This window comes from Pseudomonas sp. GP01-A4 (assembly GCF_058780865.1).
The window spans coordinates 25,750-41,464 of sequence record NZ_JBYSWF010000034.1 but is presented as its reverse complement, the minus strand read 5'-3'; the positions used below and the strand labels follow the sequence as shown (position 1 = coordinate 41,464).

The 15,715-nt window shown below is 62.6% G+C and carries 16 protein-coding genes; 5 read left to right on the top strand and 11 right to left on the bottom strand.

The window, feature by feature from the left end; translation table 11 throughout:
• Nucleotides 1-10 precede the first annotated feature (10 nt).
• Entirely contained in the window at nt 11-1,540 is a 1,530-nt protein-coding gene (locus tag AC3WKX_RS19465; RefSeq protein WP_102605150.1) for an MFS transporter, read from the bottom strand.
• The gene (locus tag AC3WKX_RS19460; protein WP_102605151.1) at nt 1,537-2,022 is read right to left on the bottom strand and encodes a GlcG/HbpS family heme-binding protein; all 486 of its coding nucleotides are present in this window, start codon (nt 2,020-2,022) and stop codon (nt 1,537-1,539) included. Before AC3WKX_RS19460 ends, AC3WKX_RS19465 begins: the two co-directional genes overlap by 4 nt.
• Before the next feature lie 103 nt (nt 2,023-2,125).
• Here AC3WKX_RS19460 and AC3WKX_RS19455 point away from each other — a divergent pair, with 103 nt between their 5' ends.
• A complete protein-coding gene (locus tag AC3WKX_RS19455; RefSeq protein WP_102605152.1) occupies nt 2,126-3,007 on the top strand; it encodes a LysR family transcriptional regulator in 882 nt (293 codons plus the stop codon).
• 141 nt (nt 3,008-3,148) lie between these two features.
• On the opposite strand, the gene dhaL is transcribed toward AC3WKX_RS19455, so the two are convergent.
• The 7 genes from dhaL to AC3WKX_RS19420 form a co-directional block, all read right to left on the bottom strand.
• A complete protein-coding gene (dhaL, locus tag AC3WKX_RS19450; protein WP_102605153.1) occupies nt 3,149-3,793 on the bottom strand; it encodes a dihydroxyacetone kinase subunit DhaL in 645 nt (214 codons plus the stop codon).
• A 3-nt stretch (nt 3,794-3,796) separates the two neighbouring features.
• Complete coding sequence (locus AC3WKX_RS19445; RefSeq protein ID WP_102605154.1) at nt 3,797-4,798, bottom strand: dihydroxyacetone kinase subunit DhaK; 1,002 nt, start codon at nt 4,796-4,798, stop codon at nt 3,797-3,799.
• A 153-nt stretch (nt 4,799-4,951) separates the two neighbouring features.
• Nucleotides 4,952-6,067 carry an erythritol/L-threitol dehydrogenase gene (locus AC3WKX_RS19440; protein WP_008434653.1) on the bottom strand — a complete coding sequence of 372 codons (1,116 nt, stop codon included), beginning with the start codon at nt 6,065-6,067 and terminating at the stop codon, nt 4,952-4,954.
• 28 nt (nt 6,068-6,095) lie between these two features.
• A complete protein-coding gene (locus AC3WKX_RS19435; protein WP_003215688.1) occupies nt 6,096-6,851 on the bottom strand; it encodes an SDR family oxidoreductase in 756 nt (251 codons plus the stop codon).
• A gap of 151 nt (nt 6,852-7,002) precedes the next feature.
• Nucleotides 7,003-8,010: a substrate-binding domain-containing protein gene (locus AC3WKX_RS19430; RefSeq protein WP_087694868.1), complete on the bottom strand. Its 1,008-nt coding sequence runs from the start codon at nt 8,008-8,010 to the stop codon at nt 7,003-7,005.
• Between the two features lie 39 nt (nt 8,011-8,049).
• Nucleotides 8,050-9,039, bottom strand: coding sequence for an ABC transporter permease (locus AC3WKX_RS19425; protein ID WP_003215711.1), 990 nt, complete (start codon nt 9,037-9,039; stop codon nt 8,050-8,052).
• A complete protein-coding gene (locus AC3WKX_RS19420) occupies nt 9,036-10,523 on the bottom strand; it encodes a sugar ABC transporter ATP-binding protein (protein ID WP_003215714.1) in 1,488 nt (495 codons plus the stop codon). Before AC3WKX_RS19420 ends, AC3WKX_RS19425 begins: the two co-directional genes overlap by 4 nt.
• A gap of 284 nt (nt 10,524-10,807) precedes the next feature.
• On the opposite strand from AC3WKX_RS19420, the gene rpiB reads away from it, so the two are divergent.
• Nucleotides 10,808-11,269, top strand: a complete 462-nt coding sequence (gene rpiB / locus AC3WKX_RS19415; protein WP_102605155.1) for a ribose 5-phosphate isomerase B — start codon at nt 10,808-10,810, stop codon at nt 11,267-11,269.
• A gap of 63 nt (nt 11,270-11,332) precedes the next feature.
• A complete protein-coding gene (locus AC3WKX_RS19410; protein ID WP_003215718.1) occupies nt 11,333-12,313 on the top strand; it encodes a sugar-binding transcriptional regulator in 981 nt (326 codons plus the stop codon).
• 140 nt (nt 12,314-12,453) lie between these two features.
• On the opposite strand, the gene AC3WKX_RS19405 is transcribed toward AC3WKX_RS19410, so the two are convergent.
• A complete protein-coding gene (locus AC3WKX_RS19405) occupies nt 12,454-13,407 on the bottom strand; it encodes an aliphatic sulfonate ABC transporter substrate-binding protein (RefSeq protein ID WP_102605156.1) in 954 nt (317 codons plus the stop codon).
• Nucleotides 13,408-13,545: 138 nt separating this feature from the next.
• On the opposite strand from AC3WKX_RS19405, the gene AC3WKX_RS19400 reads away from it, so the two are divergent.
• The gene (locus AC3WKX_RS19400) at nt 13,546-14,151 is read left to right on the top strand and encodes a histidine phosphatase family protein (RefSeq protein ID WP_102605157.1); all 606 of its coding nucleotides are present in this window, start codon (nt 13,546-13,548) and stop codon (nt 14,149-14,151) included.
• A 101-nt stretch (nt 14,152-14,252) separates the two neighbouring features.
• On the opposite strand, the gene AC3WKX_RS19395 is transcribed toward AC3WKX_RS19400, so the two are convergent.
• On the bottom strand, nt 14,253-14,693 hold the full coding sequence (locus AC3WKX_RS19395; protein ID WP_102605158.1) for a GFA family protein: 441 nt from the start codon (nt 14,691-14,693) through the stop codon (nt 14,253-14,255).
• 117 nt (nt 14,694-14,810) lie between these two features.
• Here AC3WKX_RS19395 and AC3WKX_RS19390 point away from each other — a divergent pair, with 117 nt between their 5' ends.
• Entirely contained in the window at nt 14,811-15,704 is an 894-nt protein-coding gene (locus AC3WKX_RS19390; protein WP_102605159.1) for a LysR family transcriptional regulator, read from the top strand.
• Nucleotides 15,705-15,715: the final 11 nt, after the last annotated feature.

Sequence of the window (15,715 nt, the reverse complement as noted above, 5' to 3'; positions counted from 1 at the left end):
GGTGGTCGCATTATCGAGTCAGTAAAGAGGCCTGCGGCACCGCCGGTATGGGATGCCGCATCAACGATCCCACCACCAACGCCCCCAGCAAACCCAACAACCCCGCCACCCATAGCACCACGCTGAACCCGCCGACGAACGCCTGCCGCGCCAGTGGCTGCACCGTGTCCCGCGCGGACTCGGGCAGCAACGCCATGGCCGCTGGCATATCGCCAGCCACTACCCGTGAAGCAATCCCTGCCGCCTGTTCCTGCCACTGGGAGCCGATGCTCGTGTGCAGCAACTGTTCGCTATGGCTGCTCAACAACGCCCCATACACCCCGATCGCCAACATGATCGCGCTGAAGCGCATGGTGGTGCTCATGCCCGACGCCATCCCCGCGCGGTCCCGTGGCACGCAGGCCATGATGTTTTTCTGCGTATCGCCATTGAGCAATCCCGCGCCGGCCCCCGTGACGGCAATCGCCAGGGCGAACGGCAGATAACCACCGATATTGACCGCCCAGGCACTCAGCAGGTTGCCGCACCCCACCAACGCCAGCCCTGTCGCCATCAGAGTGGCCGGGGCAAAGCGGCCGGCCAGGCGTGCGCCTATCCGCGGACAAATCAACATGGTCAAGGCAAACGGCAACATGCCCAGCCCGGAGGCAATCGCGGAGAAGCCCAGGCCGTTTTGCAGGTAGAACGGCAGCAGCGTCATCATCACCTGGGCACAGCCGGCGTAGGCGAACATCCCCAGCAGTGCACCGATAAAGCGCGGGTGCCTGAACAGTTGCAGGTCGACCATGGGCCGCTGTTGCAGGCGTTCGGCGAGTACAAAAACACCCAGCAACGCAGCGCCTCCCAGCAGCCGCGCGTAAGTCAGCGGGTTGTCCCAGCCGATACGGTTGGCTTCGATCAAACCCCAGATCAGGCACAGCAGGCTGGCACTGAAACTCAGGCTGCCCCAAGGGTCGAGCCTTGCAGCCTGGGCATCGCGGGATTCCGGAATCGCGCGCAGCACCAGTCCCATCAGCACCAGGCCGACCGGCAAATTCAGATAGAAAATCCAGCGCCAGCCCAGGTATTGGGTAATCAACCCGCCGAGGGTCGGCGCGGCGGTCATCGCCACGCCCATGCACGCGCCCCAGAAGGCCCAGGCCTTGGCGCGTTCCACTTCGTCATGGAAGGTATGGCCGATGGAGGCCAGGGCCGAGGTCAGCAGCAGCGCTGCGCCGACACCTTTGACGGCGCGAGCGATATCCAGGAACAACGCATTCGGCGCCGCACCGCAGCCGAGGGAGGCGAGGATGAAAATACCCAGGCCCCAGACCAGGGTCTTCTTGCGGCCAAAGCGGTCGGCAATGCTTCCAGCCGGCAATAACAGGGCGGCGAAGGCCAGCATATAAGCGCTGACCACCCATTCGATATCGGCAAAATTCGCCCCCAGGTCCCGGGCGATGCTCGGCAGGGTCACGGCGACGATATTGGTGTCGAGCACGATCAGCGAACAGACCCCGGAGGCGGTCAGCAGCGTCAGGCGCGGGCTGACCTTGCTCATGGCTGCACCGAAGCCACCGCCGCGAGGGCGATCTCGTCATCGTGGGCCGGAGTATCTGCGCTGATGCCGATGGCGCCCACTACCTGGCCTTCAAGGATGATTGGCTGGGCGCCCTTCATCATCAACAGGCCGGCGGTGATGGCTGCCGGGCGGCCATTGTTGATGGCGTTTTCCAGGTCCCCGGACGGCCGCTTGAAGAGCGCTGAAGTGCGCGCCTTGCCTTGGGCCAGCTCGATACCGGCCACCACGGGAGCGCCATCCATGCGCAGCGTCAGGATCGGCCAGCCACCGTCATCGACGATGGCCACGGCGCAGGGCCAGCCCTTGTCGGCGGCGACCTTGCGCGCGTGTGCGGCGATCTGCTGGGCCGTTGCCAGGCTCAGGATTGCCTTGTGGGCAATGCTTGCCGGGGCTTCTGCGGCCAGCGCTGCGGGCACGGTGCAAAGACCGACAAGCACCAGGACCAATGATTTGACGAACATGGGAAAGCCTCTCTACTGTGAACGTACCGCGAGCTTATCCCCGGCAGGTGGCGTCCTTGTTAGGCGCCATACAGAACTTCATTACCTTTGAGCTAATCCTGTGATGGAAATACGTCATTTCCGCTACTTCCTGGCGGTTGCCCGGCAACGCAATTTCACCCGTGCTGCCGAACAGCTGGGTATCGCGCCGCCGACCCTGAGCCGGCAGATCCAGGACATGGAAACCACCCTCGGTACGCGCTTGTTTATCCGCCGCCAGCGCGAGGTCAGCCTGACCGAGGCGGGCGCGGCCTTGCTGATCGAGGCAGAGGCCACCGTGCGCCAGTTCGAGTTTGCCCAACGCAATGCCCAGCGCGCCGGGCGCGGCGAAATCGGTCATATCGAACTGGGTTATGTGGCGTCGGCGGTGTATTCGGGGTTGTTGCAGCGCCAGGTGCAGTCGTTCTGCGCGGACTGCCCGGACGTGAGCCTCAGCGTGCGTGAGAGCCCCATGGCGGCGTTGCCGGGGCTGGTGGCGGAGGGGCGTTTCGACATTGGCTACATTCGTTCGCCGATGACCTTGCCTGATGGGGTCGAAGCGGTGCGGTTGAGCAGTGAAGGGTTTGTACTGGCGTTGCCCCAGGATTCGTGGCTGCTGGGGTTGAAGGCAATCAGTTGCGAGCACCTGCAGAACGAGACGTTTATCTTGCCCGAGCAGATCAGCGGCACGCTGCACGTGGCGGCGCAGGGTGGTTATGCGCCGCGACTGGGGCCGCAGCCAGGTGGGTTGGTGGCGGTGATTGCGTTGGTGTCACTGGGGCAGGGCGTGGCGGTGGTGCCGGAGTCGGTGGTGGGGCATGTGAGCTTGCCGAATGTCGTGTACCGCAGCATTGAAGGCAGCGAGGCGTCGTCCTGGTTGTCGCTGATTTACCGGCGCTTTGAAAAGGCGCCGGCGGTGGCGCGGTATATAGAGCAGGTGAAGCAGGTAGCCAGGTTGAAGGTTTGATCGCGGCGGGTTAGGTGCTTGACGGGTTAAGTGTGTTGCTGCCTTCGCGAGCAAGCCCGCTCCCACATTCGACGGCATTCCAAAGATGGAACTCGGTCGAATGTGGGAGCGGGCTTGCTCGCGAAGGGGTCATTTCAAGCACTACACCAACCGCGGTTGAACCGAATCCGCCAATCGCGTCAGTATCAAGCAGCACGATACCGCTCCGGCATCCAGTACACCCAGTGAGCGCTCGCCCAGGCGGCTGGCACGCCCAATCTTCGCCACCAGATCCCTGGTGGAATCCCGCCCCCGCGAAGCAGCACGTTTCATCGCCTCCAGCGCATCGCTGAATGACGCTCCTGACCCATGGGCCTGTTCAAACGCCTCCACCGCCGGAATCAAGGTGTCCATCAAACACTTGTCACCCACGCCGGCTTCGGTGATGTCCTGCAACGAGGTCAGCCCGCCCCGCAGCAAATGTGCAAAGGTCGCCGCGTCAATCTGTTCGCTGCCGCGCACCTCATCCGCCATGCCGATAAACAGGCTGCCATACAGCGGCCCCATGGAGCCGCCGATGCCTTCCATCAGGCTCAGTGTCAACTCATCCAGGGCTTCGGCCAGGGTCAGCTGGCGGCCTTCAATCGTGCGCCCGCAATGGGCAAATCCCTTGGCCATGTTGATGCCATGGTCGCCATCGCCAATGGCGCCGTCGACTTCGCTCAGGTACTCGCGGTTGGCAACGATCACGCTCACCAGGTCGGCGACGATGGCGCTGCCGTCGTGGGTGGAGAAATGCTGGCTCATGGTTTATTCCGCCTGGGTCATGCCGATGGAGCGGCAGGGTTGGTCGATCAGGGATTTCAGCTCGGCGTCCAGGCCCAGCAAGGTCAGGGTCACGCCCATCATTTCCAGGGAGGTGAAGTAGTTGCCCACGTAGCAGCGGTGAATCTTCAAGCCCCTGGCTTGCAGCTGACGTTCAACCTCGGCGTAGAAAATGTAAAGTTCCATCACCGGCGTCGCACCCAGGCCCGAGACCAGCACCACCACGCTGTCGTCCTGGCTGAAGTCGCGGTCGGCGAGGATCGGCGCGAGCATGCGGGCCGCCATGGCCTCGGCGGATTCGATCGGGATGACTTCAATGCCAGGCTCGCCGTGATGGCCGATGCCCAATTCCATCTGCCCGTCGGGAATCTGGAAGTTCGGCTTGCCCACCGCTGCGATGGTGCAGGGCGTGAGGCCGATGCCGATGGAGCGGCAGTTGTCGACTGCCTTCTGGGCAACACGAATCACCCCGTCCAGGTCGTAATGCTGGGCCGCGGCTGCACCGCCGACCTTCCACATGAAGATCTCGCCTGCCACGCCGCGACGCTTGGCGATGTCGGCCTTGGGCGCCGAGGCCACGTCGTCGTTGGCGACCACGGTGCGGATGCGCATGTCCTTGCTGGCGGCCATCTTCATCGCCAGCTTCACGTTCATGTTGTCGCCGGCATAGTTGCCGTACAGGCACGCCACGCCGGCGCCGTGGTCGGCGGCACGGAAGGCGTCGAAGAAGCTTTTGGCGGTGGGCGAGGAGAAGATTTCGCCGACGGCCACAGCGTCCACCAGGCCCGGGCCGACATAGCCAAGGAACGCCGGTTCATGGCCGGAGCCGCCGCCGGTCACGATGCCCACGCGGCCCTGTGGTGACGGCTTGGCCTTGCCGATCACCCGGGGATTGGTTTCGTATTGGCGCAGCTCGGGGTGCGCGACCAGAATACCCCGCAGCATGTCCTCGACCACCTGGTCGGGATCGTTTATCACTCGATTCATAACGCGGTTTCCTGTTTTTGTTTTGATCAACTGTAGGAGCGAGCTTGCTCGCGAAAAACCAGAGAGCGCCGCGTTGATTCAGGACGCGAGCATTATCGTTAATGACTTTCGCGAGCAAGCTCGCGCCTACAGTAAAAGCGGTTTTGGCGTGTTTCAGGGTTCCAGCACGACTTTAAGCGACTTGTCCCCGCGCTCCATCACCGCAAACGCTTCCTTGAAGTCCGCCAGGGCAAACTTGTGGGTCACCACGTCGCGCATGTCGATCTTGCGGTTGCCGATAAAGTCGATGGCGCGCGGGTACATGTACGGGCCGAGGTGCGAGCCCAGCACGTCCAGTTCCTTGCGGTCACCGATGATCGACCAGTCCACCGTGGCCTCGTCGTTGAACACGCTGAATTCCACGAAGCGCCCCAGCTTGCGCAGCATCGCCAGGCCCTGGTTCACCGCCTTGTGGTGCCCGGTGGCTTCGATGTAAATGTCGCAACCGTAGCCGTCGGTGATCTCGCGAATCTTCGCCATCACGTCGACTTCGGCCGGGTTCCACACTTCGTCCGCGCCCATGCGCAGGGCGAGGGCGGCGCGTTCGGGTTTCATGTCGAGCACGATGAGTTTTTTCGGGTTGCGCATGCGCACCGCACCGATGATCCCCAGGCCCAGGGTGCCGGCGCCGGCCACCACCACGATGTCGTCGAAATCCACATTCGCCCGTTCCGCCGCGTGCAGCGAACAGGCCAGGGGTTCGATCAGGATGGCTTCATCCGGGGCAATCGAGTCCGGTACTTTGTGGATGATGCCTTCCTTGGTGAAGATCATGTACTGGGCCATGGCGCCCTGGACGTTGTTCTGGAAGCCGTACAAGTCGTGTTTCTGGCACATCCAGTACTGGCCGTGGTTGCAGAAGCGGCAGCCCCAGCACGGCACGATCTGTTCGGAAATCACCCGGTCGCCGACCTTCACCCCGCGCTTTTCCGCGCCGGGGCCGAGGGCGACCACGCGGCAGACAAACTCGTGGCCGGGAATCATTGGTGGCTTCACGTAGCGCGGCTGCTCGGCGTCGCCCCAGAATGAGGGCGCGCCGCGGTAGGTCTTGATGTCGCCCATGCAGATGCCGCACAGCTCGACCTTGGTGAGGATCTCGTCGGGGCCGGGCGTCGGCACATCGACGGTCTCCAGGCGATAGTCTTCGGGGCCGTGACAGACCACGGCCTGCATGGTTTTCGGAATGACGGGGGACAGTTGTTCGGCAGTGCGTTCGGTAACGGTAGACATGACGATAAACCTCACGACAAAAGATCAATTACTGGATGCTGTAGCCACCGTCGATCACCACGTTTTCCCCGGTGATCATCTGTGCGGCGTCGCTGAGCAGGTACAACGCCAGCCCGGCGATTTCTTCCGGCTGGGCAAAGCGGCCCGCCGGGATCTGCAATTTGGCCCGTTCCCCCAGCTCGCCCGCCCAGGCCTTTTTGCCGAGGGCGGTTTCGACGATGGTCGGGGAGATGGCGTTGACGTTGATATGCGGCGCCCATTCCATGGCGAGCACCTTGGTCATGCCGACCACGGCGGCCTTGCTGGCGCAGTAGGCGACGTGACGGTCCAGGCCGATCACCGCCGCTTGGGAGGCGAGGTTGACGATGCGCCCGCTGCCCTGGGCAAGCATGTGCCTGGCGCAGGCCTGGGCCACGAAGAAACTGGCCTTGAGGTTGATGTCGAGAGTGGTGTCCCAGGCGTTTTCACTGACGTCCAGGGCCTTGTCCAGCAGGGCCACGCCGGCGCTGTTGACCAGATAATCCAGGCGTTTGAAGTGATCGAATATGTAATCGACGGTGCTGTGCACCTGGTCGAGTTGGCGCAGGTCCACGGCGATGCCGATGTTCCCGGCGCCGAGGCTGGCGGCGACTTCGACCACGGCCGGGTCGCGGTCCAGCAGGGCCACCCGCGCGCCGCGTTCCACCAACAGGCTGGCACAAGCCAGACCGATCCCGGCGGCCCCGCCGGTGATCACGGCGCAGCGGCCGGTGAGGTCGAAGGCTTGATTCCAGAATCCAGACATGAACATGACTCCATTTTTCAGATCGGTGGAGATCCAATGTGGGAGCGGGCTTGCTCGCGAAAGCGGTGTATCAGGTGGCACATCTGTTGAATGATCCACCGCTTTCGCGAGCAAGCCCGCTCCCACACTTGACCGGGTTTTAAGTCAAAACTTACTTCGTGCCGCTCACCTGCTGATACAGCGCATCCGCATTCGCATTGGTCACCGGCACCCACGGCAGGATGTAGTTCCTGGCGGTACCGTCACCCCATTTCACGTCCTTGCCATAACGTTCCCAGATCACCGACTGCGGCTTGTAATCCTTGCCGGCCAGCGCCCGCAGCGCCACATCCAGCGCGCCTTGAGACTGGGCCTGGGCGTCCTGCAGGAAAGTGGTCACTTCATCTTTCTTCGCCGCCTGGATCGCATCCGGCATGCCGTCGATGGATGTCACCGGCACATCCTTGGACGTCAGCCCATGGGACTTCAACGCCTGCACCGCACCGAGGGCCATGTCATCGTTTTGCGCGATCACCCCGTTGATGCCCTTGGGGTGTGCGTTCAGCCAGTCTTCGGTCAGGGCCAGGGCCTGGGCGCGGTCCCAGTTGGCGGTTTTCTTCTCGATGATCTTGATGTCCGGGTGCTTGCCCAGTACTTCCATCTCGCCCTTTTCGCGGTCGATCTGCGCCGACTGGCCAATCGGGCCCTGGATGATCACCACGTTGCCGCGGCCCTTGAGTTTGTCGACCATGGCCTGGGCCTGCAGGCGACCGCCTTCCACGTCATCGTTGCCAACATAAGGCACGTTGGCGTCCGCCACCTTGGTGTTGGAGGCGATCACCACCACGTCATTGCTCATGGCGGCCTTCACGGTGCCGACGCCGGCCTTGGTGTCGATCGGCACAAACAGGATCGCGTCGTAGTGCTGGGTCACCATGTTTTCAATCTGGTTGTTCTGGGTCAGTGCGTCATAGTTGCCGTCGAACACGGTCAACTGCACGGTGCCGTCCTTGACTGCGGGGTGTTCCTTCAGCTCGCGCACCCAGTTCTGCATGAACTGGCCCTTGAGCCCGTACACGGCGGCGCCGATCTTGTAGGTCTTGCCATCGGCGGCCAGGGTGACACTGCTGGCGAGCAGGGAGAGTGCCGCGACGGCGGCCAAAGTCGTACCAGGTTTCATGAGAGAACTCCGTTATTGTTGTAGTGGTAGTTTTCAGAACTAGCGTTTCTTCTTGCGCCACACGTCAATCAGCACTGCGAACACGATGATCAGGCCCTTGGCGACCTGCTGGTAATAGGAGGACACGCCGAGCAGGTTCAGGCCGTTGTTGATCACGCCGATCAGCAATGCGCCAAACAGCGTGCCGACAATCGTGCCGGTACCGCCCGACAGGCTGGTGCCGCCGATTACCACGGCGGCAATCGCATCCAGCTCATACGAGGTGCCGGCCTGGGGCAGGGCAGAGGTGGTGCGCGCCGACAGCACCACACCGGCCAGCCCGGCGAGCAGGCCCGAGACCACGTACACCGAAAACATCACCTTGCGCACGCCGATCCCGGAGGTGCGCGCGCTCTTCTCGTTGCCACCCACCGCGTACACATAACGGCCGTAGGTGGTGTAGCGCAGCACCATCCAGAAGATCAGCGCGACCACGGCGAAGATCACGATGGGCACACCGATCGGGCCGATCTTGCCAATACCCAGCGCCAGGTAGGCGTCGGGCAGGTCAGTGATCGGGCTGCCGTCGTTCAAGATGAAGGTCATGCCCCGGGCAATGCTCAACATGCCCAAGGTCGCGACAAAGGGCGGGATCGACAGGTTGGCCACCATAAAGCCGTTCACCACTCCGAGCATCGCCCCGGCGAACATCCCGGCGCTGACCGCCGCCAGCACGCCATACCCCTGGGTCGCGACCATGGCGCTGCACAGCCCGGCAAAGGCCAGGATCGAGCCCACCGACAGGTCGATGCCCTTGGTGAGGATCACGTAGGTCATGCCTACGGCGAGGATCCCGTTGATCGAGGTCTGGCGCAGGATGTCCATCCAGTTGCGCCAGGTCATGAAGTATTCGCTGGCGAAGGCCATCACCAGGCACAGCAGGATGAACACCAGCGGCAGGCCGAAGCGGTCGAGGGACAGGCGCAGGCGACTGCGGGGTGCGGTCGTGACGGGGGCGGCTGCAGGTGTAGAAAGTGATTTGGCATTCATGAGGCAAGACTCAACAAGGCTTCCTGGGAAAGGGCGGTATCGCTGCTGATGGTCACCAGCCTTCCGCCTTTGAACACGGCAATACGGTCACTCAGGTGCAGCAATTCCGGGGCTTCGGACGACACCACAATTGCCGCGCCGCCGGCGCGCACGAACTGGTCCAGCAGGTGATAGATCTCCTGCTTGGCGCCTTCGTCGATGCCCCGGGTCGGCTCATCGCACAGCAGGCAGATCGGCTGGGTCGACAGGCATTTGGCGAGCACTACTTTCTGCTGGTTACCGCCGCTCATGGATTCCACCGGCAGGTCCAGGGAGGTGGTCTTGATCTGCAGGCGCTTGACCATGTCCTGGGCCAGTTGGTTTTCCTTGCGGGCATTGATCAGCGACCAGCTCGACAGCTGCTTGTACGCCGACAATGCGATGTTCGAGAGGATGCTGCCGCTGAGCACCAGGCCGCTGTCCTTGCGGTCTTCGGTGACCAGTGACATGCCGGCCTGGATCGTTGCCTTGGGCAGGCCGATGGGCATCGGTTTGCCTTGCAGGGTCACGCTGCCGGAGTCCGGCGTGGTGAGGCCGTAGATGCAGTTGAGGAATTCACTGCGGCCCGAGCCCATCAGCCCGTAGATGCCGAGAATTTCGCCCTGGCGCAGTTGCAGGCTGATGTCCTGGAACTCGCCGGCGCGGCTCAGGCTGTCGACGTCCAGGCAGCATTCGGCGGCGCATTCGCGGCCGACCTTGTGGTCGATGCGGGTCAGTTCCTGGCCGACGATGCCGCGCACCAGGTGGGCGCGGTCGATATCGGCCATGCGCCCGGTCTCAACGAAGGCGCCGTCGCGAAAGATGCTGTAGTCGTCGGCGATTTGCGCCAGTTCGCTGAGACGATGCGACACATAGATGATGCCGGCACCACGGGCGGTGAGGCGGCGGATGGCCTTGAACAGGGTTTCGGCCTCGCGCTCGCCGATGGCCGAGGTGGGCTCGTCCATGATCATCACCTGGCAGTCGTGGCTGAATGCCTTGGCGATCTCCACCAGCTGGATCTGCGCCACGCTCAGGCGATGCATGGGGCTGGTGGCGTCGACGTCGAACTCCAGGCCTTCCAGCAGTTCGCGAGTGCGCCGGTTGAGCTCCTTGCTGTCGACGATGCAGCCGGCGCGGCGCGGTTCGCGGCCCAGCCAGATGTTTTCGGCGACGGTCATGTAGGGGATGGGTTCCAGCTCCTGGGTGATCATCGCGATCCCCGCCGCGAGTGCTTCGCTGGGGCGGTTGAATTGAACGGGGGAGCCGTTGAGCAGGATGGTCCCGGCGTCACGCTGGGTGATGCCCATCAGGATGCTCAGGAAAGTCGATTTGCCTGCGCCATTGCCGCCGCACAGGGCGTGGACGCTGCCGGCCCGCAGAGAGAGGCGCCCCTCACGCAGGGCAGGAATCCCGGCGTAAGCCTTGGCGACGTGTTCAGCCTGGAGCAGTAATGGCGTGGCCATCGGCGTGTCCTCGTGCTGTGAATTCTTATTAGGTCGCACAGTCATGTTTCGCTGTGAGCATATGTGTATCAAATGAAATTCTGATCAGTCAATCTCTTTCACTGAAAAGTTGTAAATGGATGGATTTGCGCAAAGTAAGCCGGTTTAGAGGGCTTTGACTGGAAGGTCAGCTAAATCCTGCTTGACAGGGCGACTGGAATATCCGAGAAATGACTGAGCTAAATTTCACCGAGTGATCATATGATCACTCTCCAGCACCCAAAACGGCAGCGGAGCCAAACGCCATGAACACACCTTTCCCGGTGGCTATCGGATGCAATGAAGCGGGTTATGAGCTCAAAGAACTGTTGAAGCGCCATATCGAGGCGCTGGGTTACCCGGTGACGGACTTCGGCACCCATTCCACGGCGCCGGTGCTGTACCCGGACATTGCCCTGGCGGTGGCCACGGCGATCAATGCCGGCGAGCAACGCTTGGGCGTGCTGGTGTGCGGCACTGGTATCGGCATGGCCATCTCGGCCAACAAAGTCCTGGGGATTCGTGCGGCCCAGGCCCATGACACCTATTCGGCGGAGCGGGCACGCAAGAGCAACGATGCGCAGATCCTGTCCATCGGTGCACGGGTGATCGGCGCGGAACTGGCCAAGAGCATCGTCAAGTCGTTCCTGGAGTCGGAGTTCGAAGCCGCGCGGTCCGGGGCCAAGGTCGACCGCATCAACGCGATCGAGCGTGACGGGCATCAGTAGTGGACGGAACGGGGCAAGAGTCGGGAGAATGCGCCTTTGACACCGAAACGGAAGCCCGTGCCCATGAGTGACAGTACCCAGCGCATCGCCAGCGACATCGACCTGATGACCGAAGTGGCAATGCTCTATTACCTTGAGAACGTCACTCAGGAAGCCATCGCCAAGCGCTTCGACCTGTCCCGGGCAAAAGTCAGCCGCCTGCTCAAACGCGCACGGGATGAAGGGATTGTCGAGGTGCGGGTGTTGCAGCACCCGGCGATGAACAACGAGCTGGAACAGGCGCTGGTGGAGCGCTTCCAGCTGGACCGCGCGTTGATTGCGGTCGACCACAGCGACCCGGACACCCAGCGCTCGGCGGTGGCGAGCCTGGTGGCCAACTACCTGAACAAAACCCTCAGCGACGGGATGATCGTCGCGGTTGGCATGGGGCGTAATGTTGGTGCGGTGGCCGATAACGTATTTTTGCCGGTGACCCGCAACTGCACGTTTGTGTGCGCCATTGGCGGTTCGCTCAAGGCGGGTGAATACATGAACCCCGACCATATTTGCCGGCGCCTGGCCCTGCGGTTTGGTGGCGAGAGTGAAAGCCTGTACGCCCCGGCGCTGGTGGCCAACCCGGAACTGCGTGGGGTGTTGATCAGCAACGATACGGTGCGTTCCACGCTTGACCGTGCCCGCCGTGCGGACATGGCGTTGATCGGCATCGGTGACATGAGTGAAAACAGCAACATGGTGCGCATGGGGTGGTTTTCGCCCCAGGAAATTGCACAGGCGCGGTTGTCCGGCACCGTGGGGGACATGATGGGTTATGACTTCATCGACATTCATGGCCAGCCGGCGGTCAACGCGATTCAGGGGCGGGTGATCGGGTTGACGGTGCAGGAGCTGTTTCGGATTCCGGATGTGGTGGCGATTGCCAGTGAAAACACCAAGGCGGCGGCAACGCTGGGGGCGTTGCGTTCGGGAGTGATCAATACCCTGGCGACCACGGTGACCAATGCTCACACCATCCTTGCGCTGGATGACGCGACGCGTAAAAGCTGACACCGCCGATAGTCCAGGCCCTGAACATCACCTGTGGGAGCTGTCGAGCCTTGGCGAGGCTGCGATGGCATCACCGCGGTATGACTGGAGTACCGAGTTGTCTGCATCGCGGACAAGCCCGGCTCCCACAGTTGACTGCCTCAGGGTTTCCACACCTGCACATCCTGCGCATCCACCGCCTTGGGCAACAACCCCGCCTTGAAGAACGCATCCGCAATCTTCTGCTGCTCCCCCAACTGATCCAGCGTCACCGGCTGCACCTCATAACTGCGATGAGCATTGGCGGCCTCGACAGTCTCCACATCCAGGTTGCCCCACAATGGCCCCAGCGCTTTCGCGGCATCACGCGGGTGGCTCTTCACCCACTCGCCAGCCTGGTGCAACTGCTCGTACACCAGCTTCAGCACTTCGGGATGCGCCTTGGCGTAGGGCGTACCCGTCAGGTAATAGCGCTTGTAGCTGGCCAGCCCGGTACCGTCCGCAAGGGTGCGGGTGGGCAGTTGGCGCTGCACGCTGGTGAGAAACGGTTCCCACGTGACCCAGGCATCAACCTTGTTGTTTTCAAATGCAGCGCGGCCATCGGCGGGCGTCAGGTACGCCGGCTCGATATCGGAGAAGGCCAGCCCCGCCTTGTTCAAGGCTGCGATCAATAAATAGTGAGTGCCGGCGGCCTTGGTCACGGCGATTTTCTTGCCTTTCAAGTCCGCCAGTTGCTGAATCGGCGAGTCCTTGCGCACCACGATCGCCTGGGCTTGAGGCGAGGGCGCTTCCTGGGCGAAGTAGGTGAGCTTGGCCTGGGCGGCCTGGGCGAAGATCGGTACGGTGTCGGCCACGTCAGCGCTGATATCCACGTTACCGACGTTCAGTGCTTCCAGCAGCGGCAGGCCACTGGGGAACTCGTGCCAGGTGACGTCGATGCCGTCGGCCTTGAGGGCTTTTTCCAGGGTGCCCTGGGTTTTCAGCAAGGTGATCAGGGTCGAGGATTTCTGGTAGCCGATGCGTACGGTTTCCTGGGCTTGTGTGCTCAGGGTGGTGCAGAGGCCCAGTGTGGCAAGGCCTGCGATGAAAAGGCGATGGAGCGAAAACTGGGGCATGGCGTGCTCGACTCTTAATGGATTAAGGTGAGCTTATTGTTCTAAAAAACATTCGATAAATAATTTTTCGATCTTAGCTTAGGCCTTTATCGGGTGCGCCGTTCGCGGCCTTTCAGCGTCAGGATGAAGGAGGGCGGTATGCAGTTGTATGTTGTTCGTCACGGCGAAACTCAAGCCAATGCCGAGGGGCGTTACCAGGGCTCGCTGGACATTGATCTCAACGAATGGGGCGTGCTGCAGGCGCGGGAGTTGCGGGAAAAATTGCCGGCGCAGATCGACGCCGTCATCGTCTCGCCGCTGCGCAGGGCTCAGCAAACGGCGGCCATTGTGTTTGCGGATGATGGGCTGCAACTGCCTACGCTGGATGCGTTTCGTGAGCGCAGCGTGGGGGTGTTTGAGGGACTGACCCAGGCGGAGGCGGCGCAGCGTTATCCCGACCTTTGGGCGCAGAATATTACCCGGCAATGGGAGCGGGCACCCACGGACGGTGAGTCAATCTCGCAGTTCGTCGAGCGCATCCGGGGCGGATTGAATCAGTTGCTGGTGAACCATGGGCAACAGGTGGTGGTGCTGGTTGCCCATGGGGTTGTCGCCAAGGCGATTCGCGCATTGGTTCGCGATGATTTCTCAGACTTCTTCGACTGGCAGTTGCGCAATGGCGAAGTGCTGAGTCTCAACATCGCCATAGAGCCCAATGTGGCGAGGGAGCTTGCTCCCGTTGGGGTGCGAAGCGCCCCCTGGTAGGCCGCTGCGGTCTTTCAGGATGGGCCGGTCAATGCTTTTGGGGTTGCTGCGCAACCCAGCGGGAGCAAGCTCCCTCGCCACAGTGTGGGTGTGAGTCATGTCTACAGGGGAACGCTCAACGCCTGCGCAAACGCCTGGGGCGTAGGGCTTTCCGGCCAGGTCGGAACACCCTCCGCCAGCGTTACCCACGGCTGCTTGTGCCGCAGCCAGATATGCGCCACCGGCTGCACGGACGGGCTCTCATCCAGTGTCCCGACCCGCAGCACAACCAACCCCGGCGCGGCCGTCGTGGTGTTGCAGATCCGCGTATGGCACACCCCGCACAACCGATGTTCCGAGCGCCGCCCATCAACGTCATAGGCATATTCCGTCAGCGAACCTTCAACCCGCAGCGCATCCGCCGGCAACAGCGCGTGCAGGGCAAACGCGCTGCCGCTCCAGGTCTGGCAGTGGCGGCAATGGCAGGCATACACCGCCAGCGGCGCGTCGGTATCGAGGGTGTAGGTCACGCGGGCGCAGCGACATTGGCCGGTGAGTGTCATCAAAAACGATCCTGTGCAAAGTGAGGGCGAAAGCCCCATCGGTTATGCTCGCCAGCATGCCGCAGCCTCCGAACAAAGAACATCCGCCAAAACTGCCCAGCGGCTCACAGGAAATGTATGAACGCCCCGCAACTCCAATGGGAAACCCAGCGCGCCTTCCTCGCCGTGTTGCGCACCGGCAGCCTGTCGGGCGCGGCCCGTTTGCTGGGGATCGCCCAGGCCACCGCGCGGCGAAGGATCGAGGCCCTGGAGCAGAGCGTCGGGGTCAGCCTGTTTATCCGCTCACCCGCCGGGCTGTTGCCCACCGACACGGCCAAGGACCTGATCAGCCACGTTGAAGCGATGGCCGTTGCCGCCAACGCCTTCAGCCGCGCAGCCTCGGCCGACACGGCCCTCGCCGGCGGCACGGTGCGGCTCACCAGCGGCAAGCTGCTGGGCGTTGAAGTGCTGCCGCCCATGTTGCGCAGCCTGCGCCGTGATCATCCGCAATTGGCCATCGAACTGAGCGTATCCAATCGGCTGCAGGCACTTGCCCGGCAAGAGGCCGACGTCGCCGTACGCATCCGTCGCCCGGTCGAATCCACGGTGGTCGCGCGCAAGGTCGGCGACCTTCACGTAGGGTTGTACGCCGCACCCGAACTGTTGGCAGAGCAGGGCACGCCGGACACCGTTGCGCAATTGCACGGCTACCCGCTGATCGGGCCGGACCGCAACTTGCTGGAGATCGAATTCCTGGGTGAGCGCGGTTTCGACTGTTTGGCGCCCAGTACGGTGATTCGCACCGACGATCACCTCGCGCAGTTGGCCGCTCTGCGTGCGGGGCTTGGGATCGGCGTGTGTTCAGCCCAGGTGGCACAACGTCACGGGCTGGTGCGGGTGTTGCCCGCGCAGGTGGATTTCAAGGTTGACGTGTGGATCGCCATGCATCAGGACATGCGCAAGGTCCCGCGCATCGCCGTGGTGTTCGATGGCTTGGGCGCGGCCCTGACGGACTTCTTTCAGCCGCGATAACGCAACGCGTC

Bases quoted from the DNA above. Each gene is read 5' to 3' on its own strand.
- AC3WKX_RS19465 (WP_102605150.1), bottom strand. From the start codon at position 1,540: ATGAGCAAGGTCAGCCCGCGCCTGACGCTGCTGACCGCCTCCGGGGTC.
- AC3WKX_RS19460 (WP_102605151.1), bottom strand. From the start codon at position 2,022: ATGTTCGTCAAATCATTGGTCCTGGTGCTTGTCGGTCTTTGCACCGTG.
- AC3WKX_RS19455 (WP_102605152.1), top strand. From the start codon at position 2,126: ATGGAAATACGTCATTTCCGCTACTTCCTGGCGGTTGCCCGGCAACGC.
- dhaL (WP_102605153.1), bottom strand. From the start codon at position 3,793: ATGAGCCAGCATTTCTCCACCCACGACGGCAGCGCCATCGTCGCCGAC.
- AC3WKX_RS19445 (WP_102605154.1), bottom strand. From the start codon at position 4,798: ATGAATCGAGTGATAAACGATCCCGACCAGGTGGTCGAGGACATGCTG.
- AC3WKX_RS19440 (WP_008434653.1), bottom strand. From the start codon at position 6,067: ATGTCTACCGTTACCGAACGCACTGCCGAACAACTGTCCCCCGTCATT.
- AC3WKX_RS19435 (WP_003215688.1), bottom strand. From the start codon at position 6,851: ATGTCTGGATTCTGGAATCAAGCCTTCGACCTCACCGGCCGCTGCGCC.
- AC3WKX_RS19430 (WP_087694868.1), bottom strand. From the start codon at position 8,010: ATGAAACCTGGTACGACTTTGGCCGCCGTCGCGGCACTCTCCCTGCTC.
- AC3WKX_RS19425 (WP_003215711.1), bottom strand. From the start codon at position 9,039: ATGAATGCCAAATCACTTTCTACACCTGCAGCCGCCCCCGTCACGACC.
- AC3WKX_RS19420 (WP_003215714.1), bottom strand. From the start codon at position 10,523: ATGGCCACGCCATTACTGCTCCAGGCTGAACACGTCGCCAAGGCTTAC.
- rpiB (WP_102605155.1), top strand. From the start codon at position 10,808: ATGAACACACCTTTCCCGGTGGCTATCGGATGCAATGAAGCGGGTTAT.
- AC3WKX_RS19410 (WP_003215718.1), top strand. From the start codon at position 11,333: ATGAGTGACAGTACCCAGCGCATCGCCAGCGACATCGACCTGATGACC.
- AC3WKX_RS19405 (WP_102605156.1), bottom strand. From the start codon at position 13,407: ATGCCCCAGTTTTCGCTCCATCGCCTTTTCATCGCAGGCCTTGCCACA.
- AC3WKX_RS19400 (WP_102605157.1), top strand. From the start codon at position 13,546: ATGCAGTTGTATGTTGTTCGTCACGGCGAAACTCAAGCCAATGCCGAG.
- AC3WKX_RS19395 (WP_102605158.1), bottom strand. From the start codon at position 14,693: ATGACACTCACCGGCCAATGTCGCTGCGCCCGCGTGACCTACACCCTC.
- AC3WKX_RS19390 (WP_102605159.1), top strand. From the start codon at position 14,811: ATGAACGCCCCGCAACTCCAATGGGAAACCCAGCGCGCCTTCCTCGCC.